This window comes from Nonomuraea sp. CX421 (assembly GCF_059358955.1).
Map to the genome: position 1 here is coordinate 176,374 of NZ_JCADBK010000003.1, position 18,869 is coordinate 195,242.

At 70.5% G+C, this 18,869-nt stretch carries 21 protein-coding genes; 6 read left to right on the forward strand and 15 right to left on the reverse strand.

Annotated features, from left to right (window positions below):
• The first annotated feature begins 88 nt into the window (after positions 1 to 88).
• The gene (locus AC5L3X_RS06730) at positions 89 to 940 is read left to right on the forward strand and encodes an EamA family transporter (protein ID WP_189124905.1); all 852 of its coding nucleotides are present in this window, start codon (positions 89 to 91) and stop codon (positions 938 to 940) included.
• 27 nt (positions 941 to 967) lie between these two features.
• Here the strand turns inward: AC5L3X_RS06730 and AC5L3X_RS06735 are convergent, their stop codons facing one another.
• Positions 968 to 1,888 (reverse strand): LysR family transcriptional regulator, encoded by a 921-nt coding sequence (locus AC5L3X_RS06735; RefSeq protein ID WP_494855789.1) that lies wholly within the window; start codon positions 1,886 to 1,888, stop codon positions 968 to 970.
• A 183-nt stretch (positions 1,889 to 2,071) separates the two neighbouring features.
• On the opposite strand from AC5L3X_RS06735, the gene AC5L3X_RS06740 reads away from it, so the two are divergent.
• Complete coding sequence (locus AC5L3X_RS06740) at positions 2,072 to 3,013, forward strand: EamA family transporter (RefSeq protein ID WP_494855790.1); 942 nt, start codon at positions 2,072 to 2,074, stop codon at positions 3,011 to 3,013.
• Here AC5L3X_RS06740 and hemL read toward each other — a convergent pair.
• From hemL to AC5L3X_RS06775, 7 genes are all read right to left on the reverse strand, one after another.
• Complete coding sequence (hemL, locus tag AC5L3X_RS06745) at positions 2,911 to 4,200, reverse strand: glutamate-1-semialdehyde 2,1-aminomutase (protein ID WP_494855792.1); 1,290 nt, start codon at positions 4,198 to 4,200, stop codon at positions 2,911 to 2,913. The genes AC5L3X_RS06740 and hemL overlap by 103 nt on opposite strands.
• A gap of 49 nt (positions 4,201 to 4,249) precedes the next feature.
• Positions 4,250 to 4,879 (reverse strand): bifunctional DNA primase/polymerase, encoded by a 630-nt coding sequence (locus tag AC5L3X_RS06750; RefSeq protein ID WP_189124901.1) that lies wholly within the window; start codon positions 4,877 to 4,879, stop codon positions 4,250 to 4,252.
• Between the two features lie 129 nt (positions 4,880 to 5,008).
• Positions 5,009 to 5,992 (reverse strand): porphobilinogen synthase, encoded by a 984-nt coding sequence (gene hemB, locus AC5L3X_RS06755; protein ID WP_189124900.1) that lies wholly within the window; start codon positions 5,990 to 5,992, stop codon positions 5,009 to 5,011.
• Positions 5,989 to 7,533, reverse strand: a complete 1,545-nt coding sequence (locus tag AC5L3X_RS06760; protein ID WP_494855794.1) for a bifunctional uroporphyrinogen-III C-methyltransferase/uroporphyrinogen-III synthase — start codon at positions 7,531 to 7,533, stop codon at positions 5,989 to 5,991. Before AC5L3X_RS06760 ends, hemB begins: the two co-directional genes overlap by 4 nt.
• Positions 7,530 to 8,435 (reverse strand): hydroxymethylbilane synthase, encoded by a 906-nt coding sequence (gene hemC / locus AC5L3X_RS06765; RefSeq protein ID WP_494855796.1) that lies wholly within the window; start codon positions 8,433 to 8,435, stop codon positions 7,530 to 7,532. The genes AC5L3X_RS06760 and hemC overlap by 4 nt, the downstream gene beginning before the upstream one ends.
• A complete protein-coding gene (locus AC5L3X_RS06770; protein WP_494855797.1) occupies positions 8,432 to 9,688 on the reverse strand; it encodes a glutamyl-tRNA reductase in 1,257 nt (418 codons plus the stop codon). The genes hemC and AC5L3X_RS06770 overlap by 4 nt, the downstream gene beginning before the upstream one ends.
• Entirely contained in the window at positions 9,685 to 10,362 is a 678-nt protein-coding gene (locus AC5L3X_RS06775; protein WP_189124898.1) for a redox-sensing transcriptional repressor Rex, read from the reverse strand. Before AC5L3X_RS06775 ends, AC5L3X_RS06770 begins: the two co-directional genes overlap by 4 nt.
• 111 nt (positions 10,363 to 10,473) lie before the next feature.
• On the opposite strand from AC5L3X_RS06775, the gene AC5L3X_RS06780 reads away from it, so the two are divergent.
• A complete protein-coding gene (locus tag AC5L3X_RS06780) occupies positions 10,474 to 10,719 on the forward strand; it encodes a glutaredoxin family protein (protein ID WP_189124897.1) in 246 nt (81 codons plus the stop codon).
• Between the two features lie 41 nt (positions 10,720 to 10,760).
• On the opposite strand, the gene AC5L3X_RS06785 is transcribed toward AC5L3X_RS06780, so the two are convergent.
• The gene (locus AC5L3X_RS06785) at positions 10,761 to 12,236 is read right to left on the reverse strand and encodes a putative quinol monooxygenase (protein ID WP_494855798.1); all 1,476 of its coding nucleotides are present in this window, start codon (positions 12,234 to 12,236) and stop codon (positions 10,761 to 10,763) included.
• Positions 12,237 to 12,415: 179 nt separating this feature from the next.
• On the opposite strand from AC5L3X_RS06785, the gene AC5L3X_RS06790 reads away from it, so the two are divergent.
• From AC5L3X_RS06790 to AC5L3X_RS06800, 3 genes are all read left to right on the forward strand, one after another.
• Positions 12,416 to 13,054, forward strand: coding sequence for a sigma-70 family RNA polymerase sigma factor (locus tag AC5L3X_RS06790; RefSeq protein WP_189124895.1), 639 nt, complete (start codon positions 12,416 to 12,418; stop codon positions 13,052 to 13,054).
• A 137-nt stretch (positions 13,055 to 13,191) separates the two neighbouring features.
• A complete protein-coding gene (locus tag AC5L3X_RS06795) occupies positions 13,192 to 13,767 on the forward strand; it encodes a DUF5667 domain-containing protein (RefSeq protein WP_494855799.1) in 576 nt (191 codons plus the stop codon).
• A gap of 22 nt (positions 13,768 to 13,789) precedes the next feature.
• Complete coding sequence (locus AC5L3X_RS06800) at positions 13,790 to 14,653, forward strand: HAD family hydrolase (protein WP_494855800.1); 864 nt, start codon at positions 13,790 to 13,792, stop codon at positions 14,651 to 14,653.
• Positions 14,654 to 14,687: 34 nt separating this feature from the next.
• Here AC5L3X_RS06800 and AC5L3X_RS06805 read toward each other — a convergent pair whose 3' ends face one another.
• The 6 genes from AC5L3X_RS06805 to AC5L3X_RS06830 all read right to left on the reverse strand — a co-directional run bounded on the left by AC5L3X_RS06805 (position 14,688) and on the right by AC5L3X_RS06830 (position 18,792).
• Positions 14,688 to 15,731, reverse strand: a complete 1,044-nt coding sequence (locus tag AC5L3X_RS06805; protein WP_494855802.1) for an LCP family protein — start codon at positions 15,729 to 15,731, stop codon at positions 14,688 to 14,690.
• A gap of 2 nt (positions 15,732 to 15,733) precedes the next feature.
• Complete coding sequence (locus AC5L3X_RS06810) at positions 15,734 to 16,315, reverse strand: RNA polymerase sigma factor (protein ID WP_494855803.1); 582 nt, start codon at positions 16,313 to 16,315, stop codon at positions 15,734 to 15,736.
• Between the two features lie 88 nt (positions 16,316 to 16,403).
• A complete protein-coding gene (locus tag AC5L3X_RS06815) occupies positions 16,404 to 17,300 on the reverse strand; it encodes a lysophospholipid acyltransferase family protein (RefSeq protein WP_494855805.1) in 897 nt (298 codons plus the stop codon).
• Positions 17,297 to 18,289 (reverse strand): NAD-dependent epimerase/dehydratase family protein, encoded by a 993-nt coding sequence (locus tag AC5L3X_RS06820; protein WP_189124890.1) that lies wholly within the window; start codon positions 18,287 to 18,289, stop codon positions 17,297 to 17,299. The genes AC5L3X_RS06815 and AC5L3X_RS06820 overlap by 4 nt, the downstream gene beginning before the upstream one ends.
• Before the next feature lie 23 nt (positions 18,290 to 18,312).
• Complete coding sequence (locus AC5L3X_RS06825) at positions 18,313 to 18,411, reverse strand: 30S ribosomal protein bS22 (protein ID WP_018654693.1); 99 nt, start codon at positions 18,409 to 18,411, stop codon at positions 18,313 to 18,315.
• A gap of 177 nt (positions 18,412 to 18,588) precedes the next feature.
• A complete protein-coding gene (locus tag AC5L3X_RS06830; protein WP_043629748.1) occupies positions 18,589 to 18,792 on the reverse strand; it encodes a helix-turn-helix domain-containing protein in 204 nt (67 codons plus the stop codon).
• Positions 18,793 to 18,869 lie beyond the last annotated feature (77 nt).

Here is an 18,869-nt window from a genome sequence, read left to right on the forward strand (position 1 = left end):
GGTGGGCACCCTGGTCCGGATCAAGACCGGACGGTAAAGTCAAGGTCATCTCGATCAGATCTTGTGGTGTCCCGAGGGAGTCGCCCGCGTGAGTCCGTGGGCTCTCCTTCTCGTCTTCGTGGCCGCCGTGGCCCACGCCTCGTGGAACGTGCTGAGCAAGCGGGCCGCGCGGGCCGACGGCGTGGTGTTCGTCTGGCTGGTCGCGGTCGCCTCCACGGTCGTCTGGGCCCCGCTGTTCGCGGGCTTCCTGCTGGTCACGGGCGCCCGGCCCGATCTGGGCGACCTCGGGGTGATCGCCGTCAGCACGATCATCCACCTCGGCTACTTCGTGCTGCTCCAGAAGGGGTACGGCAAGGGCGATCTGTCGGTCGTCTACCCGGTGGCGCGCGGCACGGGGCCGCTGCTGGCGAGCCTGGTGGCCGTGCTGGCGCTGGGCGAGCGCCCCGGTCCGGTGGGCGTGGCGGGGATCGTCCTGGTCGGGGTGGGCGTGTTCATGATGAGCGGCGGTGGCCGGGGCGACCTCAGGGGCCTGGCGTTCGGGCTGATGGTGGGCGTGTTGATCGCGGGCTACACGATCTGGGACTCCCAGGTGGTGAGCGCCTTCGCGGTGGCGCCGCTGATGCTGGTCTACCTCGGCGAGGCCGGGCGGGCACTCCTGCTCGCCCCGGTGGTGTTCGCCAGGCGCGGGCTGATCCTGCCCACCTGGCGTGAGCACCGGTGGCCGGTCGTGGGCGCGGGCGTGCTCAGCTTCCTGTCGTACCTGCTGGTGTTGTTCGCCTTCACGATGGCGCCGGTCAGCGTGGTGGCCCCCGCTCGCGAGGTCAGCGTGCTGATCGCGGTGGTGCTCGGCGGCCGGCTGCTGGCCGAGGGCGACCTGCCGCGCAGGCTGGTGGCCGCCGGCGTGATCCTTGGCGGGATCGTGGCGATCGCGCTCAGCTGACCGCCCAGGCGTTCTCGTGCGGCTGACTCAGTTGACCGCCCAGGCGTTCTCATGGGTGCGGCTGACCTCGGCGAGCGCCTCGATCGCGGCCCTGATCGCGGGGCGGCGGGCGGCGTCGGTGCGCCAGATCGTGTAGATGCGGCGCGACTGCCTGGGCCGGATGGGCACGATGCGCACGCCGTCGGGCACGCAGTCGCGCCCCAGCCTCGGCACGATCGCGCAGCCGAGGCCGGCGGCGACCAGCGCCATCTGGGTGGGATACTCGTCGGCTCTGCAGTGGATCTCGGGTTCGAGCTCGGCGTTGCGCAGCGTGAAGACCAGCCAGTCGTGGCAGACGGTGCCGGGCCTGGAGCTGATCCAGCGCTCCCCGTGCAGCTCGGCCAGCTCGATCTCCTTGCGGCCCGCCAGTGGGTGCGACGCGGGCAGCACGACGTCGGCGACGTCGTCGAGCAGCGTCGACCGCGAGAGCCCGTCGGGCAGCGCGATCGGCCGGTTCAGCCAGTCCTGGACCACCCCCAGGTCGAGCTCGCCCCTGGCCACCTCGCGCGTCACCCGCTCGGGCTCGCGCTCGTCGAGCTGGAGCAGCAGGTCGGGATGGCGCTCCTTGAGCCTGGCCACCGCACTGGGCAGCAGCCCGCGCGCGGCGGTCGGGAACGCGCCCACGCTCAGCCGGCCCACGACCTGGCCGCGCAGTGCCTCGAAGTCGGCCTCGGCGGTCTCGACCAGCGCCAGGATGCGCTCGGCGTGCTCGGCGAGCAGCCCGGCCGCGTCGGTGAGCCGGACACCGCGGCCGTTGCGCTCCATCAGCCGGGCTCCGGTCTCACGCTCCAGCTTGGCGATCTGCTGCGACACGGCCGACGGGGTGACCATGAGCGCGTCGGCCGCGGCCCCCACCGAGCCGTAGACGTGCACGGCGTGAAGGGCCTTGAGCCGGTTCAGGTCCAACATGTAAGCCAGCCTAAAGGGTTAAGCGTAGAAAGTCTCGCTTGTCGTCAACTCTGTAGCGGACGAAAATATATGCATGCGAAACATTAAGTCGAAGCAGCAGCAGTCCTCCTCCGTCTCCTACCTCAAGACGCTGGCCGAGCAGGCTCGCGACATCCGCGTCCGTCGCCAGAAGACGCGCGCTGCGTGAGTCCGCGTCACCTGGCGCTGGCCATCGGGCTGGCGGCCGTGTGGGGCTTTAACTTCGTGGTGATGGAAGTGGGTTTGCGGCACTTCCAACCCCTGCAGTACGCGGGATTCAGGTTCGCCCTGGCCGCCTTCCCCGCCCTGCTGTTCGTGGGGCGGCCGGCCGTACCGTGGCGGTGGGTCGTGGGGGTGGCGGCCACACTCGGCGCGGGACAGTTCGGCCTGCTGCTCGTCGCCATGCGGGCCGGCATGCCCGCCGGGCTCACCTCACTCGTCCTGCAGGTGCAGGCCCTGTTCACCGCGTTGTTCGCGGTGACGCTGCTGGGCGAACGGCTCGGCGCGCGCCGGGTGACCGGCCTGGCCGTCGCCTTCGCCGGCCTGGCCCTGGTCGCCTACGACTTCGGCCTGTCAGGCCCCGTGGGCGCCTTCGCCCTGTGCGTGGCCGCGGCGGCGGCGTGGGGGCTCGGCAACGTGCTGCAGCGCAAGGCCGCCCCGCCCGACTCGCTGCGGTTCATGGTGTGGGTGAGCGCCCTGTCGGCGCCGCCGCTCCTGGCGATGTCGTTGCTGGTGGAGGGCCTGCCCTCGCTGGTCGCCCCGGTGGAGGGCTGGCTGTCGCTCGGGTACGTGGCCTTCGTCTCGACCCTCGGTGGGTTCGGGGTGTGGGGCTGGCTGCTCCGCAGGTACGACGCCTCGACCGTGGCGCCGTACACGCTGCTGGTGCCGGTCTTCGGCATCTCCTCGGCGGCCCTGGTGACCGGTGAGCCGATCTCCTGGGTCAGCCTCGTCGCGGGAGCCCTCATCGTGTCAGGAGTGCTGTGGGCCGGCACCCGCGGCAGGGCTCAGCGGACCGAGGCGGCGGCCTTGGCGGCGGACGGCAGCGCCTCGGCCACCCGGGTCAGCGCCTCGTCGTCGTGGGACGCCGACAGGAACCACGCCTCGTAGGCCGACGGCGGCAGGTAGACCCCCTGGTCGAGCATCGCGTGGAAGAACGCCCGGAACGCCGCGGTGTCCTGCGTCTGGGCCCCGGCGAAGTCGGTCACCTCGTCCTCGGTGAAGAAGATCGAGAATAGGTTGCCCGCCCGCTGCAGCCGGTGGGGGACCCCTGCCGCCGCGAGCGCCTCGGAGGCGGCCTGGCCGACCGCCAGCGCCGCCGCGTCCACCCTGGTGTAGGCGTCGGCGTCGAGCGCGCGCAGCGTGGCCAGCCCGGCGGCGCAGGCCAGCGGGTTGCCCGACAGCGTGCCCGCCTGGTAGACGGGGCCCTCGGGCGCGAGGTGGGCCATCACCTCGGCCCGCCCGCCGAAGGCCGCCGCCGGCAGCCCGCCGCCCATCACCTTGCCGAACGTCACCAGGTCGGCGTCGACGGGGTCGAGGCCGTACCAACCGGCGGGCGAGACCCGGAAGCCCGTCAGCACCTCGTCGACGATCAGCAACGCTCCGTTGGCCGTGCACAGCTCGCGGAGCCGCGCGTTGAAGCCGTCGCGGGGCGGCACCACCCCCATGTTGGACGGGCACGCCTCGGTGATGACGCAGGCGATCTCGGCCGAGGCGAAGGCCTCCTCGACCGCCGCCACGTCGTTGTAGGGCAGCACGATCGTGTCGGCCGCCGAGGCGCCCGTCACGCCGGGGGTGTCGGGCAGGCCGAACGTCACCACCCCGGACCCGGCCGAGGCGAGCAGCGCGTCGACGTGGCCGTGGTAGCAGCCGGCGAACTTGACGATCTTGGATCGGCCGGTGAAGCCACGGGCCAGGCGCACCGCGCTCATGGTCGCCTCGGTGCCCGAGCTGACCAGGCGGAGCTTCTCGACGGGCGCCACCCGGCCCACGATCTCCTCGGCCAGCTCCACCTCGCCCGGCGTGGCCGTGCCGTAGCCGAACCCGTGGGACGCCGCCCGGGCGACGGCCTCGACGACCGCGGGATGACGGTGACCGAGGATCATCGGCCCCCACGAGCAGACCAGGTCGACGTAGCGGTTGCCGTCGACGTCGGTGATGTAGGGCCCCTGACCGGCGGCCATGAACCGCGGGGTGCCGCCCACCGCACCGAACGCGCGGACGGGTGAGTTGACGCCTCCCGGCACGATGGCGCGGGCGCGGGCGAACAGGTCCTCGGACTTCTTTGTACGGCTCACGCGTCCAGATTAGTCGGCAACCGCCGTGCCGCCTTCCGTCGGAAAGGCGCTAGTCGGCGAGCACGTCCAGGATGCGCAGCGGGTCGGGCAGCGGCCGGCCGTCGGGCGGGCGCAGCCAGGAGACGGGCTGGCCGGTGGGCAGCGTGGAGGGCGGGGCGAGGACGTAGCTGTCGCGGCAGTGCCAGCGCAGCCCCGGTGTGTCGTCGATGGTGGCCGGATCGCAGTCGAGCTGGCAGGACCACCACTCGTCCTCGTCCTCGGGATTGCCACGGGTGGCGACATAGAACAGGACCCGGTCGCCGTTGGCGGCGACCGGGCCCGAGTGCGCTTCGTCCGCGTCGATGCGGGTCAGGGCCGCGAGGCCCGTCGGAAGGGGTACGTCGAACACGTCGAACACCCGCCCGGTGGGCAGGATCACATTGGCCTCGGGCTCCCGCTGCCACCAGCGGGTCAGCTGCGTGGGGTCCGTCGTGGCCTGTACGTGCCAGGCGGGCGAGACGGGATGCGCGCCGGGGTCGGGACAGCCGAGCCGGTCACAGGAACACGCGCGGGAGCCGTGCCGCAGGGGGTGAGCACCGGGCACCACCGGCCAACCGAGAGCGGCGTAGCCCAGCACGGAGTCGATCCGGGTCGGGCGAGACCGTTTTCTGGTACGCCGAGCGAGTGGTACCCCCACCATGGTGTCTCCCGTCGAGTTACCGCGCCTGAAGCGGCCCCGGCTCCTGGCCATTAGCGCATGCGGGGCACACCAGCACTTGTTATCGCACTCTAACGCACAGGCCCCAGGAGTTAACGGGAAACCCCCTCGTTAGAGGGCGCGCGCCACCTCGGTCGCCCAGTAGGTCAGGATGAGGTCGGCGCCGGCCCGCTTGATCGCGACGATGGATTCCATGATCATGCGCTCGCGGTCGACCCAGCCGTTGGCCGCGGCCGCCTCGATCATCGCGTACTCGCCGCTGACCTGGTAGGCCGCGACCGGCACGTCCACCGTGTCACGGAACTGCCTGATGACGTCGAGATAGGCGAGCGCGGGCTTGACCATGACCGCGTCGGCGCCCTCGGCCAGGTCGAGTCGCACCTCGCGCAGCGCCTCTTCCAGCGGCCCGGCCGGGTCCTGCTGGTGGGTGCTGCGGTCGCCGAACCGGGGCGCGCACTCGGCGGCGTCGCGGAACGGCCCGTAGAAGGCGGAGGCGTACTTGGCGGAGTAGGCGAGGATCGGCACATCGGCGAACCCGTCGGCGTCGAGGGCGGCGCGGATGGCCCCGACCTGGCCGTCCATCATGCCGCTCGGCGCCACCATCTGGGAGCCGGCCCGGGCCTGGGCGACGGCGATGGACGCGTAGCGCTCCAGGGTCGCGTCGTTGTCGACGTCGCCCGCGTCGGTGAGGATGCCGCAGTGGCCGTGGTCGGTGAACTCGTCGAGGCAGGTGTCGGCCATCACCACCAGGGTGTCGCCCACCTCGGCGCTGACATCGCGCAGGGCCACCTGCAGAATGCCGTCGGGGTCGTCGCCCGCCGAGCCGCGCGCGTCCTTGACCGCCGGGATCCCGAACAGTATCAGCCCGCCGACCCCGGCCTCGGCGGCCTCATGGGCGGCCTTGCGCAGCGAGTCGCGGGTGTGCTGGAACACACCGGGCATCGAGGCGACCGGGGCGGGCTCGTCGATGTTCTCCTTGACGAACATCGGCAGGATCAGATCTGCGGGATGCGGCCTGGTGCCGGCCACCATCCGCCTCATGGCCGCGTTGCGACGCAGCCTGCGGGGACGGGCGACAGGAAACTCGGCACTCACTTGGCTCTCCTCCTGGCTCCTCTTCGGTTCTGGGAAGGACGCCGCGGGGTGTCGCCGGCGGACACGGCCGCCTGCCGCTGCTTCGCACCGTACTCGGCCAGCGCGGCCGCGAGGGCGGAAGCCGAAGGTTTGTCGGCCATGACATCGACGCGCAGCCCGAACTCTTCCGCCGTGTTGGCGGTCTGGGGCCCGATGACAGCGATCACGGTGACGTTGTGCGGTTTGCCCGCGATGCCCACCAGGTTGCGCACGGTCGACGATGAGGTGAAGAGAACGGCGTCGAACCCGCCTCCCTTGATCGCCTCGCGGATCGGCGCGGGCGGCGGTGCGGCGCGTACGGTCCGGTAGGCCGTGACGTCGTCGCACTCCCAGCCTAGCTCGGTGAGCCCGGCTACCAGGGTGTCAGTGGAAATATCGGCACGAGGAAGCAGCACCCGGTTGATCGGGTCGAGCATCGAGTCGTACGGCGGCCACTCGGCCACCAGGCCCTCGGACGACTGCTCGCCCGAAGGCAGCAGGTCGGGCTTGACCCCGAACTCGACCAGGGCCCGCGCCGTGGCGTCGCCCACGGCCGCGACCTTGAGCCCGGCGAAGGCGCGGGCGTCGAGGCCGTACTCCTCGAACTTCTCGCGCACCGCCTTGACCGCGTTGGCGCTGGTGAACGCCACCCACTCGTAGCGGCCGGTGACCAGGCCCTTGATCGCGCGGTCCATCTGCTGCGGGGTGCGCGGCGGCTCGACGGAGATGGTCGGCACCTCCTCGGGCACCGCGCCGTAGGAGATGAGCTGCTCGGTGAGGCTCTTGGACTGCTCCTTGGTGCGCGGCACCAGCACCCGCCAGCCGAACAGCGGCTTGGTCTCGAACCACGACAGCTTGTCGCGCTGCCCCACGGCATCACCGACCACGATGAGCGCGGGCTCGGTGAAGCCGGCGTGCTTGAGGTCGGCCTGCAGCCTGCCGAGCGTGGAGACCACGGTGTACTGCTCGGTGGTGGTGCCGCCGCTGCTGACCGCGACCGGGGTGTGGTCGGGCTTGCCGCCGGCGATCAGCGCCTTGCCGATCGACACGGCCTCGGCGACGCCGTTGTAGATCACCAGCGTGCCCGGGCAGCCGGCGTGCGAGGACCAGTCCTGGTCCTGGGCCGCGTCGACCACCCTGAACTCGGGCACGGACGTCGCGGGCGGGATGCCCGCGTAGGCGAGCACGGCGGTCGCGGGCGGCACGCCCGGCACGATCTCGAAGTCCACCTCCGCCGCGACACATGCCGCGACCTCCTCGGTGATCGAGGAGAACAACATGGGGTCGCCCTCCGACACGCGTACGACGAGCCGGCCCCGCTTGGCGTGGCCGACCACGTCGCCGGACACGACCTCGACACCGGTGCGGCAGTGCCGGAGCAGCGCGCCGTAGCGCTCCTCGTCGACCACGACCACGTCGGCCTTGCCGAGCAGTTCGGCGCCGCGAAGCGTGAGGAGGTTGGGGTCGCCCGGGCCCGCGCCCACGAAGGCGACGAATCCGAAGGTTGGACTATCGGAGCTCAATGGGATTGCTCCCCCATCAATCTGTCGGCCCCTTCGGCGATCATCTCTGCCGCGAGGACGCGGGCCAGATCGACAGCCTCCGAAGGAGAACCGGCGGCGGACTTGCGGACCGCCTGGCGGCCGTCGAGTGCGACGACCACCGCGGTCAGGTTGAGAGTCTGCCCGTCATCGAAGGCGAACGCACCCACGGGCGCCGAACATCCGGCCTCGAGAGCGGACAGAATGGTGCGCTCGGCCGACACCGCGGAGCGGGTCCGCGCGTCGTCGAGCACACCGAGAAAATCGATCAGGTCATCACGACCGGACAGACACTCGACGGCCAGCGAGCCCTGGCCCGGCGCCGGAGTCAGCTCCTCGACCGTGAATATCTGGGCGATCTCGGTGGTGCGGCCGATCCTGGTCAGGCCGGCCGCGGCGAGCACGACGGCGTCGAGCTCACCTGAGGTTACCTTGCCGATCCGGGTGTCCGCGTTGCCGCGGATCGGGACGTACTCGAGGTCCGGGCGCAGCGCGCGGAGCATCGCGACCCGGCGCGGGGAGCCGGTGCCGACCTTGGCCCCGGCGGGCAGGTCGGCGAACGCGAGCGGGCCGACCAGCGCGTCGCGGTGGTCGTGGCGGGTGGGCAGCGCCGCCAGGGTCACCCTGGGGTCGGGCTTGGTCGGCAGGTCCTTCAGCGAGTGGACGGCGAAGTCGATCTCGCCCTCGAACAGCTTGTCGCGCAGCGCGCTGACGAACACGCCGGTGCCCCCCAGCTGCGCCAGGTGGGCCTTGCTGACGTCACCGAAGGTGGTGATGCCGACCAGCTCGATGTCCCGCCCGGTGCGCTCGGTGTAGGCGTCGGCGACCATCTGGGACTGGGTGGTGGCCATGAGGCTGCGCCGGGTCCCCAACCGCAACGTCACAACTCCACCTCCCTCACGGCTCGGGGCATCTTCGGATCCAGGTCGAACAGCTCGCGCAGCGCTTCCGCATAATGATCGCCTCCGGGTGAGGTGGCGAGCTGTTTGACACGCACGGTCGGCTCGTGAAGCAGCTTGTCGACGACTCTCTGCACGGTCTGGGTGACCTCGTCTCTGGTCTTGCGGTCGAGGTCGGGCATGCGCATCAGCAACCGGCCCAGCTCGGCCTCCACCACGCCCGCCGCCTTACCGCGCAGCGCCACCACGGTCGGGGTGACCCTGGAGGCGCGGCCGGCGTCGAGGAACGCGGTGAGCTCCCGGGTGACGAGCTCGCGGACCGCCTGGACGGCGTCGTCCTCGTGGGAGCCGATGCCGGACTCCTGGATCGTCTCCAGGTCGACCAGCGTGATGCCGGGCACGGTGCGTACGCCGGGGTCGATGTCGTGGGGCAGCGCCAGGTCGAGGAGGAACGCCTCGCGGGACAGCATGTCGGGAGTGATCACGTGGCGACCGGCGCCGATGCAGGTGATGACGAGGTCGGCCGCCGCCAGCTCTCGGGGAACCGCGGCGAACTCGACCGCCCGGCCGCCGACCGACTGGGCGAGTCGCAACCCGCGGTCGAAGGTGCGGTTGGCCACGACGATGTCGGTCACGCCCGCCCGTGCCAGGGTGGTGGCGGCCAGCGAGCTCATCGAGCCCGCGCCGACCACCAGCGCCCGCCGGCCGGGCAGCTCGCCCGCCAGCGCCAGCCCGGCGCTGACCAGCGAGGCGCCCGCCTGGTCGATGCCGGTGTCGGTGTGGGCGCGCTTGCCCACGCGCAGCGCCGACTGCACCAGCTCGTTGAGCGAGGCGCCGACCGTGCCATGCTTCTGCGCCAGCTTGAGCGCCCTGCGGACCTGGCCGAGGATCTGCCCCTCGCCCACCACCATCGAGTCGAGGCCGCACACCATGGAGAACAGGTGCTCGACCGCCTGGTCCTCGTAGTGCACGTAGAGGTGCGGCCTCAGCTCGTCACCGGGCACGCCCGAGTGCACGCTCAACAGGTCGCTGAGCGCGGTGACGGCAGCGTGGAAACGGTCGACCGCGACGTAGATCTCGACCCTGTTGCAGGTCGAGACCACCATGGTCTCCGCCACCGAGATGTCCTGCTGCACGTCGTGCAAGAGTTTGACGAGCGCGTCGCCGGTCACCGACACACGCTCCAGCATGGCCACCGGCGCTGTCCGGTGGCTGAGTCCGATCGCCAGAATGCTCACTGGCTGTCCACGGCCATCAGTGGCCCCCCTGCTTTGCGTTGCTCATGGAACGCAAGGATCTGCAGTTCGATTGATAGGTCGACTTTACGGACATCGACGCTCTCAGGCACAGATAGCACGACGGGAGCAAAGTTCAGGATGCTGGTCACGCCGACGGCGACGACCCGATCGCAGACTTTCTGCGCTGCCGCCGCCGGAGTGGCCAGGACCACGATCGAGACTCCCCGCCGCTGGATCACGGCTTCCAGTTCGTCAATGTGTTCAACATTCAACCCCGCAATGTCGTCGCCCACCACCTCGGGGTCGGCATCGATGAGCGCGGCCACCCGAAAACCCCTGGAGACGAACCCGCCGTAGTTGGCGAGCGCACGGCCGAGGTTACCGACTCCGACGATGGCCACGGCCCAGTCCTGGGTCAGACCGAGCTCACGGGAGATCTGGTAGACGAGGTACTCGACGTCGTAGCCGACGCCGCGGGTACCGTACGAGCCGAGATGGGACAGGTCCTTGCGGAGCTTGGCGGAGTTGACTCCGGCGGCCACCGCGAGATCTTCGGAGCTCACGGTCGCGGTGCCGCGCTCGGCCATCCCGTGCAGCGCCCTCAGGTACAACGGGAGCCTGGCGACCGTTGCCTCGGGGATGCCGCGGTCACGGGGGTGGGACGGGCTCTTCACGTGCCGGAGCTCCAGAGGAACGGGCGGTCGGAGACCGCGATGGGGTAGAACCTTCTTTCAGGTTAATCCCTTTGTGAACCGACGCACAAAGTGTGGCGCTACGGAGGAGTCATGCATCGCATCACCTTGCTCAGCAGACCCGGCTGTCACTTGTGTGACGACGCCCGCGCGATCATCTCTCGCGTGGCGGCAGAGCTGGGCATGCCGTGGGAGGAGGTCGACATCGACTCCTCCGACGAACTGCGCGAGAAATACTGGGAGATGATTCCCGTCACACTTGTGGACGGCGTCCAGCACGACTTCTGGCGGGTCTCGGAGGAGCGCCTGCGGGCCGCGCTCGGCGACCGGGAACCCTAGACCGGAACGGCCGGGACCGGAGCGACCCGCGAGTCGGCGGCCTAGAACATCGCGGTCGGCAGCGGCACGACCTTGGCGGCGTTGACGTCGAGCTCGATGATGTTGGTGGCCAGCACCAACGCCTGACGGTCGTTGACGAACCTCTCGACGTGCGGCTGACGCTGGTGGTCGCGGTAGGCCACCTCGTCGCGGTAGAGCTCGTAGACGATGCGCTGCAGAGGCGCCGACTTGACCGCGTGGCAGGCGTAGATCAACGTGTCGGGCTCGCCGCTCCGCACCGCCTCGACGGTCTGCTCGGCCAGCCGGTCGAACGCCTCGCCCGAGCCGTCGATGAGCGAGAAGACGGTCAGCATCCCGTAGATGCTCGGCGAGGGCTTGCTGGAGACAGGCTGCGGCTGGGGGTGTGGACGGCTCTGCGGCGGCTGAGGTGACTGCGGGGCCTGGGGGGCCTGCGCGGCCTGCGGCTGCGCGGTGTAGGCGCCCGTGGCGAACATGTCGGCCCCGGGATAGACGGCACCGGTCGCCGGCATGCCGTATTCGGGCGCGCCGTGCCTGCCGTTCATGATGAAGCCGGTGGACGGGCCGGACTCGGGTGGTGGCGGCGCCATGCGCGCGGCATAGTCGATCTCGCGGTCGCCCGCTCGGTACTCCGCCACCAGGTCCCCCAGCCCCGACGACCTGCGCGGCTGGACGGCCGGCGGCATCTCGTTCGCGACGACCGGATCCAGCCGCGGCTGGGACACGGGAGCGGCGGCCCGGCGGCCCGCTCCCTGGGCTCCATGGGCTCCCTGAGCCCGCTCGTCGTGCCGGGAGGGGACCTCGTCGTCGTCCTCGTCGTCGTCCTCGTACGGCGCCAGCGGGCGCAGCACGGAGTACCAGATCGCGGCGGCCACCACGACGAGCAGCGCCGCCGCGAACAGGCCCGGCACCGCGAACCGCATCGCCCCGAGCAGGGCCAGGCCGGACGGCACGACGACGATCGTCGCGTGCAGGTTGTCGGTGTCGTAGTCGTCGCCGCCGCGCCACCGCAGCGCCGCGACCACCAGGGCGCCCAGCAGAATGAGCGCGATGATGACGTGCGCGCCGAGCAGCAGCTTGTCGGGGATGAGCCCCCAGTGGCCGGCCGCCGTGGGCAGCGCCTTGGTCATCTCGTCGCTCTTGCGGACCGGGTCGACCAGCAGGATCACACCGACGACGATGGTGAAGGCGATGCCGAACAACCAGCCCGCGAACTTCGGCGGCACCTTGTCGGCGAGCAACTGGATGAGGCCGATCGACAGCCAGAGCGGCGCCAGGAACGACCCGGTGAGCTGGTAGAGCTTGAAGCTGACCGACCCGAATCCCACGAGGTGGCCGATCGTGATCGCCGCGAGCGACACGGCCAGCGCGGCCACCGCGACGGTCCAGGCGATCAACCACCCATCCCGGTCGTCGCGCAGCCGGCGGCCCAGTGCCACGGCCGCGATCGCGGCCAGGAGGGCACCGGCGAAGGCGATGACAGCAACGAGGATCTCCATGGTGACTCCAATGCTGCCGGACTATGCCTCCCAGCCGGTAGCCGAAGAGGGAACGGGGGCGGTCCACACGCTATCCGCCGATTACGGCAAGTCATGCCTCGGGGAAGCGGATTGTGGAATTTCCAGTTGATTTCTAGAGTGTTCGAGCACGCCGCACCCCTTACCCGTAGGGATACCGGATGCCTGACTCGTGGCCGTTCGCCGGGCTGCTCACTCCAGCGGTCGCTGGCCCCGCCCGGCCGACCGAGCCTGCTGTGCGGGAAGAGATCCCGGACGACCTCCGTACGCTGGTGTTACATGCCAAGACCGGCGACTCGGAGGCTTTTGGCACGCTCTATGACCGCTATGTGGATCTGGTCTATCGCTACATCTATTTCCGGGTGGGCTCCCATCCGCTCGCGGAGGACCTCACGAGTGAGACGTTCCTGCGGGCGTTACGCCATATCACCGACTTCACCTGGCAGGGCCGCGATTTCGGCGCCTGGCTGGTGACCATCGCGCGCAACCTGGTGACCGACCATTTCAAGTCCGGGCGCTACCGGTTGGAGATCCCGACGGGCGAGGTGATCGACGTCCCGCTCGACGGGCCGCACATCCCGGAGAACGCGGTGGTGACCGCGATCATCAACGACCGGGTCCTGCGGGCGGTCAGAGATCTCAATCCGGAACAACAGGAATGCGTGGTGCTGCGTTTCCTGCACGGACTGTCGCTGGCGGAGACGGCACTGATCATGGGGAAGAAGAGTGGAGCCATCAAAGCGCTGCAGTTCCGTGCGATCCGTGCACTCGCGAGGGCTCTCCGTCACGACCTCGCGTAACCTCGCACCGCATCCCGTCGTTAGGCAGGTGTCACGTCAGGATCATTAGCCGGGGGCGTCAGGGAGCGGTCATGGGTAGGTCGCGCAGATCGCGCGAACGGGTTGTGGATCACCTCACGGAGCTGCGGAGGCTCCCCTTGGGCGGCGGGCCGGAGGCCGGTTTCCGCGCCCGGCTCCGGCGCGACCTCCTGACGGCCCCTCCGCCCGCCGAGCCGGCGCCGCGCGGCGCGCGGCGCGGCCACCGGCGACCGCCCCGGCGGATCTCCTGGTTCTCCCAGGTGGCCACGCTGGGGCTGGCCGCCGGGATGATGCTGTCGGCCTTCGCCACCTACCAGGCGGTGCCGGGCGACACGCTGTACCCGCTCAAGCGCGCCGCGGAGAGCACACTGGTCCGGCTCAGCACCGACGACGTCGAACGGGCCGAGCGCGAGCTCCACTCGGCCCGGAACCGCGCCGCCGAGGTCGCCGAGCTCCTCGGCTCCTCGGGCGAGGGGCCGCTGGTCTCTGAAACGCTCAAGGACATGGAGCAGTCGACACGCTCGGGCATCAGCAGGCTGAAGCGGGCCGAACCACGCTCCTCCAAGCTCGACTCCTTCGCCAAGGACCAGCGCGACATGGTCGAGCCGATGCTCGATCAGCTGAACGAGGTCAACCAGGACCAGGCCACGGGATACCTCGATTACATCGAAGGTCTCGTCGCCCCTTCTGGGTAAGCTGACGCACATGTGGCGGCTCATGCGACGACGGCACCAGGCAGAGGCGAAGATCGCCGGCGAGGCCGCGGCGGCGGCGGCTGTGACGGCGCCACCCGCCGAGCCCGACCTGCAGGCGGCGGCCTTCTTCGACGTCGACAACACGATGATGCGCGGCGCCTCCATCTACCACTTCGCCAGAGGTCTCGCCACGCGCGGCATGTTCACCACGTCCGACCTGTTCAAGTTCGCCGTCGGCCAGGCGGCGTTCCGGCTGCGCGGCAACGAGAATCCCGACCACATCGCGGTCGCCCGCGAGACCGCGCTGGCGTTCGTCGCCGGCGCCAAGGTCGACGACGTCGTACGGCTGGGCGAGGATATCTACGACGAGGTGATGGCCGACCGCATCTGGGGCGGCACCCGAGCCCTCGCGCAGAGCCACCTCGACGCGGGCCAGCGGGTCTGGCTGGTCACCGCCACGCCGGTCGAGCTGGCCAGGGTCATCGCCCAGCGGCTCGGCCTGACCGGGGCGCTCGGCACCGTGGCCGAGAGCTCCGACGGCGTCTACACCGGGCGGCTGGTCGGTGACCTGCTCCACGGTCCGGCCAAGGCCGAGGCGGTGCGGGCGCTGGCCCGCCGCGAGGGCCTCGACCTCACCCGCTGCACCGCCTACAGCGACTCGGCCAACGACCTGCCCATGCTCTCGCTGGTGGGCCACGCGGTGGCCATCAACCCCGACAGCGAGCTGCGCGAGTACGCCAAGGAGCAGCGCTGGCCGATCAAGGACTTCCGCACCGGCCGGAAGGCGACCCTGACCGCGCTGCCGATCGCCGCCGGTCTGGGCGCCGTGGCCGGCGGGGTCGCCGCGGGCGTGGCGCTGCGCAGGCACTACCGCTCGGTCCAGTGACACCGCGCCACGCAGCGCCGCGGACGACGGACGGCTACTTCAGGCTCTCGAAGAGCCGGCTCGCCTCCGGCTGCGCCCACTCGATCCGGTTGCGGTCGTCGGGATGGCGGGTCCAGGGCACGGTGCGGAAGCTCACCTTGGCCTTCGACAGGCTCCTGGCCAGCTCGTACATCGACTGCGGGTCCAGATCGGTCCGTACGGACCTGGACACCGCGCCGAGAAACTCCTTGAGCTTGGCGGGCTCGGCCGCCTGACTCTGCGCCTTCTTCAGCATCGCCAGCATGAGCTGCTGCTGCCGCTTGACGCGTTGGATGTCGGAGCCGTCGCCGTAGCGCCGCAGCCGGACGAAGCCGAGGGCCTGCTCGCCGTTCACCAGGCTCCTGCCGGCCGGCAGGACGAGCTTCGACGCCTTGTCGTTCACGGCCGTCGGCAGCCTGACCTCCACACCCCCGAGCGCGTCCACCATGGCCTTGAACCCGGTGAAGTCCACCTCCACCGAGTGGTCGATGGTCAGACCGGTGAGCTGTTCCAGCGTCGCGCCGAGGCAGGCGGACCCGCCCTGGTCGTACGCGGTGTTGATCAGGTCGGTTCTGGCCGGCCGGCCGGAACAGCGGGGGATGCGCACGATCGAGTCGCGCGGCACGCTGACCGCGGTCGCCCGCCTCCTGTCGGCGGGCAGGTGGAGGAGCACGATCGTGTCCGACCGCTTGCCCACCTTGTCCCTGGCCATGCGCGGGCCGTACACCTCGTTGCCGGCGCCTTCGCGGGTGTCCGAGCCGATCAGCAGCACGTTGAGCGCCCCCGACACGTCCACGACGCGCGCACCCGCCGGAGGCGCGGCCGTGTGGCGGTCACCGACCAGCACGACCGGCACCGCGACCGCGGCGGCGGTGGCGACGGCGACGAGCCCGGCCGCCCACCAGCCCGTCCATCGGCCCGTCCAGCGGCCCGTCCAGCGGCGAGCCGGCCGGAACCGCGACCCGGCGCTCAGCATGCGCTCACGCTGCCTGACGAGCGTCGCGGGTGGCTCGTGTTCCAGCTCTCCGCCGAGATCGCGGAGCAACCGCAGGTCGTCCATCGTCACTCCTCCTCGATCATCGGGTTGCTGTCGCCGAGCGCCGCGCGTACCTTCCGCCTGCCCCTGTTGAGGCGGGAGCGCACGGTCCCGACCGGGATGCCGAGCGCCCGCGCGACCTCCTCGTACGTCAGATCGCCCCAGGCGATCAGCAGGAGCACGTCACGGTCCCTGGCCGGAAGCGCCGCGAGCGCGCTGACCAGGTCGGGGCGCGCGGCCCGCGCGGTCACCCCGGCCGCCACCCGGTCGGCCGGCGACTCCACGTGCCCGTCGACCGGCGCCCGCAGCAGCGCGCGGTAACGGGCCGCCTCGGTGCGGTGGTGGCGGGACATGAGCTTGGTGAGGATGCCGAAGAGCCACGGCCGGGCGTCGGTGTAGGCCAGGTCGTAGCTCCTGCGACGGGAGAAGGCGACCAGGAACGTCTCGCCGACGAGATCCTCGGCGGGCTCGGGGCCGAGCCGCTTGGAGACGTACCGGTAGAGCATGGCGGAGTAGCGGTCGAACAGCTCGGCGAACGCCTCCGGCTGGGTCCAGGAGGCGCTGACGAGGTCGGCGTCCGCGTCCCTGGTGGCGGGTTGTGTGATCATCTCCGCCCTTCTGTGGGGAAGTCGGTCACGCATGTCTCGCCACAGCCCGCCGAACGGGTTCACACCAGAGGGAGCCGCCCTCAGCGGCTCAGAGGAAGGGCGGGAACGCGTGCCCGCGGCGCAGCCGCAGCTCGCTGAGCATCTGCTGGATGACCTCGCGGACGTGGTCGGTGAGGTTGAACACCAGCATGGGATCGTCGGCGTCCGACGGATCGTAACCGTCGGTGCGGATCGGCTCACCGAACTCGATCAGCCACTTCGACGGCAGCGGCACCAGCCCGAGCGGCCCGAGCAGCGGGAAGAACGGCGTGATCGGCACGTAGGGCAGCCCGAGCAGCCTGGCCAGGAACGGCAGATCACCGATCTTGGGGTAGATCTCCTCGGCTCCCACGATGGCGGCGGGCACGATCGGCGCGCCCGCGCGGATGGCCGACGCCACGAACCCGCCCCTGCCGAACCGCTGCAGCCTGTAGCGCTCGGAGAACGGCTTGCCCACGCCCTTGAAGCCCTCGGGGAACACTCCGACCAACTCGCCCTTGCGCAGCAGCCGGTCGGCGTCCTCGGGGCAGGCCAGCGTGTGGCCGCTCTTGCGCGCCAGATGGGCGAGGACGGGAAGCTGGTAGACGAGGTCGGCGCCGAGCAGCCGGAGCGGCCGGCCCACCTCGTCGTGCAGCGCCACCTGCATCATCAGCGCGTCGACCGGCAGGGTGCCGGAGTGGTTGGCCGCGATGAGCGCGCCACCCTCCTCGGGCACGTGCTTCAGCTCGGACGTCTCGACCCTGAACCAGTGGTGGTAGAGCGGCCGGATCAGCTCCAGCAGCACCTTGTCGGTGAGCTCGGCGTCGTAGCCGAACTCGTCGACCTCGTAGTCGCCGCTGATCCGCCTGCGGAGGAAGGCCAGTGCCTTGGCCATGGGGTCGGGCTCGCCGTAGGAGGGCGCCGCGCTGATCGGGATCACCCGCGCCTCGTGGCCGGGAACACTCACCGAGCACCTCCGAACGGATGCAGCCCGCGCGAACGCAGGAAGTCGTCGAAGGCCGCGCCGGTCGTGAACTTGGGTTTCCAGCCCAGCTCGGACTCCAGCCTGCTGGAGTCGACCGCGCGGCCGTGGCTCATCAGCCGCACCTGCTCGGGCGAGTAGTCGACCAGCCCTGCCCGGCGTACGACGTCGCCGAGCGCGTGGAAGACCGGCGAGAACAGCGGCAGCGACGGCCGCCCGGCCCGGCGCGCGCACTGCGACAGGAGCAGCACGCCGGCCCCGGCCACGTTGAACGTGCCGGGGTGGTCCTCCTTCGCCATCCGCCGGAACACCTCGACCGCGTCGTCCTCGTGGACGAACTGCAGCCGAGGGTCGAAGCCGAACACGGTCGACAGCACCGGCTGGGTGAAGTAGCGGGTGAGCGGCGAGTCAACGCCGGGCCCCATGAAGTTGGCGAAACGCAGCAGTGACACGGCCACGTCGGGACGGCGGCGCGCGAAACCGCGCACGTAGCCCTCGACCTCGGCCGCGTCCTTGGCGTAGCCGTGGACGGGGCCGTCGTGCGGCTCCATGTCCTCGGTGAGCACCGCCGGGTTGCGCGGCGACGAGCCGTAGACCGCGGTGGTCGAGCGCACCACCACGCGCCGCACGGTCGCCGACCGCTGGCAGGCGCCGAGCAGCTGCATGGTTCCGATGACGTTGTGCTCTTTCATCACCGCCCGGCCGGTGCCCCGGGACGGGGCGCTCACCAGGCTCATGTGCACAACGGTGTCGATGTCCGCGACCGCGATCACCTCGGCGATGTCGGGGCTGCGGAGATCCACCCGGACGAACTCCGTCCGGCCCAGAGAGACGCCGCCAGCTCGCGTCAGCGAGGGCGGCGGCACGGTGTCGACTCCTATGACGCGGCTGACGTCCGGGTCCGCCGCGAGAACACTCGCCACCCGGGCGCCAATGTGGCGCGAGACCCCGGTGACCAGCACGGTGTGGGTCATCAGCGCCTCACAGCTGCGTCTTGTTACTTCTTGTTGCGCCGCTGGATGCGCGTCTTCTTGAGCAGCTTGCGGTGCTTCTTCTTGGCCATCCGCTTACGGCGCTTCTTGATCACAGAGCCCACGGGACCCCCAGGTACTGGTAGCAAGGCTGAAAACGATGTGCGAGCGCACACCGCGTCACAGACTACCGGCGATCGGTGGTAGATCGCCCCTTGGGGTGAGAGCCCGGCCGCGTCGCGCCGGCCGGACCTCTCCCGCGACGGTATTCACGGCGTACGGTCCACGCCGCTACTCCTGCATCAACCTGCCTCGATGTAGGCCTCCCGGAGATAGTCGTGGACCGCCTGCTCAGGCACCCTGAACGACCGGCCTACTCGGATCGCCGGCAGCTCGCCAGAGTGCACCAGCCGGTACACGGTCATCTTCGAGACCCGCATGACCGTGGCCACTTCCGCCACAGTCAGGAACTTCACCTCGCTGAGAGGTCTTTCGCCTGCAGCCATCGGACGCCTCTTCCGCACGTGTTTCCGGGTTATCCCCACTGGTGCCATTGCTCACGCACGTGTACTGCCGTCAGCGT